This window comes from Cyclonatronum sp. (assembly GCF_022565315.1).
In the GTDB taxonomy this organism is placed as follows: domain Bacteria; phylum Bacteroidota; class Rhodothermia; order Balneolales; family Cyclonatronaceae; genus Cyclonatronum.
The window spans coordinates 1-7,047 of sequence record NZ_JAIUMX010000155.1; the positions used below are offsets into that span (position 1 = coordinate 1).

A 7,047-nucleotide genomic window follows, 5' to 3' on the forward strand; every position below is an offset into this window, starting at 1 on the left:
GCATCAGCCGAAATTCCATTTCACGCCGCGGCCGATTTCCGGGTCGGGGTAGTGCCATTCCACCGCGCCTTTGTCGCAGGCGTACATGCAGGTGCCGCATTCGATGCAGTCTTCAAACTGAAAATGCACCTTGCCGATTTCATCGAGGGTGTAGCAGTTGGCCGGGCACACCCGGGTCGTTGCCTTGTGTCCGCACTCGGTGTCGCAGATATCGGTGTTGACTAAAATGTGGGGTTTGGCTTCTGTTTTGCCCTGGTTCAGGTAGTTGACCATCCCCAGACGTTCAGCGATGCTGAGTTTTTTCATAGTGAGCGTGCTCCTTTAAGTCCTAATTTCAGTAAATCCCAGTAGCTGGAGTGTTTTTTGATGGATTTGGTCAGCATCTCGCGGGTTTTGGGCGTCGGTTCATTTTTGATGGAAAAGAACTGCTTCCCGAAATCACAGACCAGCCCCGGAACAGATTCGAACATCTGCTTGCTGTGCAGAAATTCGACTGCGCCCTGGAAGTTGCGCATATCCTGCAGCACGAAGCTCTTTTCGAGCTTGTCGCGGTAGGATTTCATGCTTGCTTTGCTGTAGTCGCCTTTTTGTTTGGCTTCCACGATGGTTTCGGCCGCAAGTACGCCGGAGTGCAGGGCGTAATCCATGCCCTGAATGGCTTTGCCCGAGTTCATGAGCAGGTTGGCGGCTTCACCGGCTACGAGTACGCCGTCGGCATAAATCTCTTTCGGCATCACCTTCATGTCGCCGGTGGAAACGGCATGGGCCGAATATTCGACCACTTCGCCATCCCGCAGAATATCCCGGATGACCGGATGCGCCTTGAATTCGTTGAGGATATCGTACGGCTTCAGGCCGGAATCGCGAAGGCTGATCATGCCGAGTACCAGCCCGAACGAAATGGTGTCGCGGTTGGTGTACAGAAATCCGCCGCCTTCCACGCCCTGCGTGGCCGTGCCGATGAATTCATTACTCATACCGCTGAGCCCGTTCAGCTGAAAGCGGTCTTCGAGTACTTTCTGGTCGAAGCGGATGATCTCCTTCACCCCTACGGCCAGGGCATCAGCCGGCACGTACTTGTCCTGAAGGCCGATCTGCCGGGTGAGCAGGTTGTTGACGCCCTCCGCGATAATCACGGAATCGGCGTAGAACTCGTCGCCGCCGGCTTTGATGCCGACCGCTTTCCCGTCCTGCATCAGCACTTCTTCCACGAGAATATTCGGGGCCAGGAAGCATTCGTCGGCATGTTCGCTCGCATCAATCGCTTCCTGCACTTTCTCCGACATCCAGTTGTCGAACTTCGAGCGAAGCACCACGACACCCTTGTAAGGGGTGCCGTTGAAGCTCTCGCTCTTAAAGTCGATGCTGAAGGTGGAATCGGGATCCATGAAGGTGAGGCGGCGGTGATTGATGAAGCGCTCGAAACCGGCGTCTTCCTCTTCCCAGTAGTTGGGAATCAGCTTCGAGAGGCCTTCCCCCCAAAGCACGCCGCCGGAAACATTCTTCGCACCGCTGAACTCGCCCCGCTCGATGAGCATGAACTTCATGTTGTTGCGCGCCAGTATCATAGCTGCGCTGAGTCCGGCGATGCCGCCTCCGATTACGATGCAGTCAAATTTATCTTCCATGCGGCTTAACCGGCTTTTACGCTGCGGATCTGCTCGGTAAGCAGCGGCAGGATTTTGAACAGATCACCCACAAGTCCGTAGGTGGCGTACTGGAAAATCGGCGCGTCAGGGTCTTTGTTGATGGCCACGATTACCTTGGAGTTGGCCATACCCGCTACGTGCTGAATCGCGCCGGAAATGCCCACCGCAAAATACAGCTGAGGCGAAACTACTTTCCCGGTCTGACCAATCTGCAGGGTGGCAGGGAAGAGTCCGGACTCGGTAACCGCGCGGCTTGCTCCGATGGCAGCGCCGAGCGCATCGGCCAGATCTTCAACGAGCTTCACGCCGTCAGCGTCTTTGATGCCGCGGCCGGCAGCGACCACAACCTCAGCCTCTGACAAATCAACTTTGTCGCCCGCGCTTGAAAGCACTTCTTTGAGTACGTTTTTGAGGCCGGCGGTGTCAAAATCGAAGGCGACTTCCTGCACGGTGGCTGTGCCGGGCTGCTCGGTGGCATCGTAGGAGCCGGAGCGCACGGAAACCATCACCAGCGGACTGCTGCTTGAGGTGAGGCTCAGTACCTTGGCCGACATCACGGGGCGCTCGGCTTCAACCACATCACCGTTGAGGGTGAAGGACGCCACATCGGGGAGGGCACCCGCCTGATGACGGGCCGAAAGGGCACCCATCACTTCTTTGGCTGATTCGGTAGAGGCAAACGCCACAAGCCGGGGCGCGGAGTCAGAAATAATGTTGCTCAGGGCTTCAATCACCGGTGTGTTGAGGTGATTGCCGAAAACGGGATGCTTCACCGTAAAAATAGTATCGGGTCCGTACTTGCTGAGGGTTTCGGTGTAGCGGGAGGGGTCAGCATCCAGCACCGCAGCGGTCAGCTTCAGGCCGTTTTCGGAGGCCAGCTTGCGGCAGTGGCTCAGCACTTCAAGGGAGGACCGTTTCACTTTGCCGTCGGTAGCGGCGATATACACTAAAATATGGGACATAAATTCAGAATCTTGGTCGGTAATAATTTCAAAATGCGCAAAAAAATAAAAGCTGCAAGAGGGGATGGTCCCGCTTACAGCACTTTGGCCTCATTATCCAGCAGGTTCACCAGCTGACTCACCAGCTCGGCCGGATCGCCTTCGAACTTCTTGCCGGGTTCGCGCCCCGGAACATCTTTAAAGCCTTTGCCTTCGGTTTTCACTACGCCGCCCTTTACGCCGTCGAGGGAAAGGCCCAGGTCGTCGAGGGTCACGGTCTTCACGGGCTTCTTCTTGCTCTGCATAATGCCCTTCAGGCTCGGGATGCGCGGGTCGTTCATATCGTTGGAGCAGGTAACCAGGCAGGGGCTTTCCAGCTCCACCATCTCCTGACCGGTGTCGCCCTGACGCTTCACCAGGAACTTGCCGCCTTCATAGGTGAGGCCTACGGCGTTGGCACAGTAGGGGAGATCGAGTTTCCATGCCAGCATACCGCCGGTGAGGCCGGCATCGGTATCCTGACTCTGCTTGCCGGTGAGTACGGCGTCGTAGCTGCTCTGCTTGTGCCAGGCCGCCAGAATTTCTGCAAACGCGGCGGAATCAAGCCCGCTCATGTCTTCTACATGGATATGAACCCCGGAAGCGGCACCCATAGCCAGCGCCTTGCGGATGGTTTCCTTGGCCTTATCGGGGCCAACCAGTACAACTTCTACCTCGCCGCCGTGTGCTCCGGTAAGTACGAGCGCCTCTTCAACCGCCGAAGCGGAGTAGGCATCGAGCACCATCCGGTCTGAATCCTGAGAGAGCGTCCCGTCTTTAATAGTAATGGGCGCTGATACGTCAGGTACTTGTTTAATACATACGCTTATCTTCATAAAATCACTCTGATTGTAGTTAAAATAGGCTGTGGAACCGCTTTTCTGATGAATTATGCAATATAAGGAAAAGCCGGTACACTTGCTTCTCACGCGCCTGAAGTTATCGGATAAACGCCCCTTTCTCAAATTAAATTCAGGCCGGCATCAGGCGGCCTTCGTATCCGATCCGTCCTTTGGAAGTGCCTCTGCAAGGCTGCGCCAGGCCTGCTCCATCTTTCTGCCATCCATACATTTGTGGGGCCAGCCCTTCACGCAGCGCTCGCGGTACCCTCCCGGCGCACTGCTGTTTACGAAGGCCTCGTAAGCAGCCATAAAATTGATAAATCTTGAAAAGTCAGCCGCATACTGCTGCATTTCGGCACGGGGGATGCGCTTCATGCCCTGTTCAAATTCCGAAACCTGATGGATGCAGTCCGGCGGGCGTTCGCCACTCAGCAGGGAGGGCACCCGGTCGTAGCGCTTCAGGCACAGCAGCGGCCCGCCCTCGCGCTGCCACACGGCGCCAAATGCCCACAGATGAATGTGCAGCCCTTCGCGGAAAAGGTAGTAGCGGCTGCTGCCACAATCGGGGCAGGGCCGGGGGATGCGCACGAAGCCGTAGCTGAGCAGGTAGTTCGGCTCCCCGTTCCGGATGTCCGCACCCCAGCACCAGCACTGCTGATGAAAAAGCTTTTCGATTTGTCTGCCGGTTTTTTTCATGCCCAAATATATGCAAGTGTGTTGCATTAATGAAATGGGAGTTTCGGACAGAAAGCACAGCTTACGCAGGAAAATACAGATCCGGTGGGGGCTATAAACGGGTGCGAGACAAAGTCTTGCGCATTATTGCTGTTGTTATTATTGAATTTATGAACGAAAGATGTTGGACTTCAAGTTTAATGTGCCGTACACCAATCACCAAAAAAATACGATGACATGAAAAAACTATTCACCATAATCTGTACAGGATTGCTGCTGGTTCCATTTCTGAGCTTTACGGCAGCGGCACAGCAGACCTTTGATGTAACCGTTGAGTCGGTTAATGAGAGTCATCCCAACTTTGGCAATACCTTCCCGGTCGTCTATGTCGTGGACGGCGTGCAGGGTGCCGAACTCACACTCGTTCGCGGTGAGACCTATGTATTTAATGTGGATGCAGGCGGACACCCGTTTTTTCTTTCCGTGCAGGAAGAATTTAACGGCTATGAGGGGGAAATCACCGAGGGTGTGGAAAATTCCCGCGTTCAGAACGGGGTGCTGACCTTTACCCCGGGTGATGAGCTGCCTGACTTAATTTGGTATCAGTGTGGATTCCATGCGGCCATGGGCTGGAAGATCAATCTTGTGGAGCCTTCCGAAACACAGAACTTCACCGCTTTTCTGAGCGGCGCGAGCGAAGTGCCCCCGGTCTTTACCGCAGCTTCCGGGCTTGTTGAAGCACAGCTGAACGGCACCGAGCTCACCATCACCGGAACCTTCGAAGGCCTGAGCGCACCCATTCAGCCGGTTGGCGAAACCGGCGTGCACATTCACGCCGGCTTCACGGGTCAGAACGGTCCGATTGCGGCCATCCTGAATCCGGAGCTGGGTGCCGGCAGCACTTCCGGCACGTTTAATGAAACCGTGAGCCTCAATGCGGAGCAGGTTTCGCAGCTTCAGGCGCGCGGCATGTACATCAACATCCACACCGAGCGGCACCCCGCCGGTGAGCTTCGCGGACAGCTGCTGCCGGCCGACCGCACCATTTTCCAGGCGTATGCTTCCGGCGGATTCGAAGTGCCCGCCAACACAAGCACCGCGCAGGGCGGCCTTTCCCTCGAGTGGGACGGCAGCACCCTGGTCGTAACCGGCGCCTTCTCAGGTCTGCTGGGTGATTACATCGAAGAAGTCGGCAACACCGGCAGCGGCGCACACCTGCACCGCGGTTTCGCCGGGCAAAACGGCGGCGTTGATGTCTCCCTCACCCCAACTGTAAATGAAGACGGCCGCTCCGGCATTTTTGAAGCTGCCAACAACACCTTCGAAAACGTACCCGCCGAAATCGTTGAGCGGCTCGCCAACCGCGGTCACTACCTGAACATCCACTCAGAGGCCTTCCCGGCGGGCGAAATCCGCGGACAGATTGTACCGCAGGCCAACATCTATTTCTACGCACCGCTTTCCGGCGCCTTCGAAATTCCGCAGAATACGAGTCAGGCCACCGGTGCCGTACTTGTGGAGTGGTACGCCTCCGACAGCTCCATCGTAGCGACCGGATCCTTTGCAGGCCTTGAGTCGGACTACAACCTCAACATCGGTTCACATTTCCACAATGCCTTTGCAGGGCAAAACGGCGGAGTCGATCTCGTGCTTCAGCCGGTGCTCGATGCCGATAACCGCGGCGGCGTTTACCTGCCGGCCGACAACACCTTCACCCTTACCACCGAAGATGTAACTGCGCTGGTATCCCGCTCCTGGTATGTGAACATCCACAGCACCGACATCCCGCCGGGTGAAATCCGCGGACAGGTACTCCCGCTGGCACAGCACTACTTCTTCGCCGGCCTTACCGGCCTCACGGAAGTGCAGCCGGTGCAGACCAATGCCTTTGGCGGTGTAGCTGTTGAGCTGCGCGGCACCGAGCTGACGTTGAGCGGCAGCTTCAATGATTTGGGCAGCAACTTCATCGGCTCGCCGGGCGCGCACATTCACGAAGGCGCAGCCGGCACCAACGGCGGTGTTATTTTCGACCTCGAGCCTGAGCTGGACAGCACCGACGATGCCCGCAACGGCATCTTTGACGCCAATGCAAACGTGTTCAGCCTCAGCACGGATCAGCTGATTCAGCTGGTGAGCGGCGAGCTGTACATCAATGTGCATTCGGTTGAAAACATGCCCGGTGAAATCCGCGGTCAGCTGCTGCTTGCACCCAACCGTGCGCCCGCAACGGCTCCGCAAATCCTCTTCCCGGCTGAGGGTGCGACCCTCGTGCTGGAAGGCGCCGGTTCTACCCCTTTTGAGCCGGAGTGGTCTGCTTCAGAAGATGCTGACGGCGACTTGCTCGTGTATGTGTGGGAACTCGCCCTCGATGCGGATTTCGAAAACAGCGTGCTTCAGCTCAGCACGGGTGAAGCTACCGCGGCCCCGCTCACCTTCGGCGCCGTTGACGGCCTGCTGGCTGAGCTTGGCGTTGGCCAAGGGGAGTCCGTGACCGTATGGCACCGTGCCTACGCAACCGACGGAAGCGGCTTCAATACCGGCCCCGGCGCATCAGTAACCCTGCAGCGCGGCATCGTGACTTCTCTGGAAGACGGTTCCGAACTTGCTGGTTCATTTACGCTTGGTCAGAATTACCCCAACCCGTTCAACCCGGTAACCAACATCAGCTATGAAATCCCGGCTGCGGGTAATGTGCAGCTTTCCGTTTACAACCTCCTCGGTCAGCGGGTCGCCCTGCTCGTAAACGAAATGCAGGCCGCCGGCACGCACACCGTGCGCTTCGACGGCAGCCGCCTCTCCAGCGGCGTGTACCTCTACCGCCTCGAAACCGAAGGCATGCAGCTCACCCGCCGCATGATGCTGGTGAAATAAACAGTATGTCAGTATGTCAGTATGTCAGTA

General features: G+C 56.9%; 6 protein-coding genes. 1 reads left to right on the forward strand and 5 read right to left on the reverse strand.

Features of this window, described 5'->3' with window-relative positions:
• Positions 1-3 precede the first annotated feature (3 nt).
• From LAT75_RS14755 to LAT75_RS14775, 5 genes are all read right to left on the reverse strand, one after another.
• Positions 4-306, reverse strand: coding sequence for a 4Fe-4S binding protein (locus tag LAT75_RS14755; protein WP_291483453.1), 303 nt, complete (start codon positions 304-306; stop codon positions 4-6).
• Entirely contained in the window at positions 303-1,628 is a 1,326-nt protein-coding gene (locus tag LAT75_RS14760; RefSeq protein ID WP_291483455.1) for an FAD-dependent oxidoreductase, read from the reverse strand. Before LAT75_RS14760 ends, LAT75_RS14755 begins: the two co-directional genes overlap by 4 nt.
• A gap of 5 nt (positions 1,629-1,633) precedes the next feature.
• Complete coding sequence (locus LAT75_RS14765) at positions 1,634-2,611, reverse strand: electron transfer flavoprotein subunit alpha/FixB family protein (protein ID WP_291483457.1); 978 nt, start codon at positions 2,609-2,611, stop codon at positions 1,634-1,636.
• 74 nt (positions 2,612-2,685) lie between these two features.
• Complete coding sequence (locus LAT75_RS14770) at positions 2,686-3,465, reverse strand: electron transfer flavoprotein subunit beta/FixA family protein (RefSeq protein WP_291483459.1); 780 nt, start codon at positions 3,463-3,465, stop codon at positions 2,686-2,688.
• A 147-nt stretch (positions 3,466-3,612) separates the two neighbouring features.
• Positions 3,613-4,167: a hypothetical protein gene (locus LAT75_RS14775; protein WP_291483461.1), complete on the reverse strand. Its 555-nt coding sequence runs from the start codon at positions 4,165-4,167 to the stop codon at positions 3,613-3,615.
• A 216-nt stretch (positions 4,168-4,383) separates the two neighbouring features.
• On the opposite strand from LAT75_RS14775, the gene LAT75_RS14780 reads away from it, so the two are divergent.
• Positions 4,384-7,017 (forward strand): CHRD domain-containing protein, encoded by a 2,634-nt coding sequence (locus tag LAT75_RS14780; protein ID WP_291483463.1) that lies wholly within the window; start codon positions 4,384-4,386, stop codon positions 7,015-7,017.
• Positions 7,018-7,047: the final 30 nt, after the last annotated feature.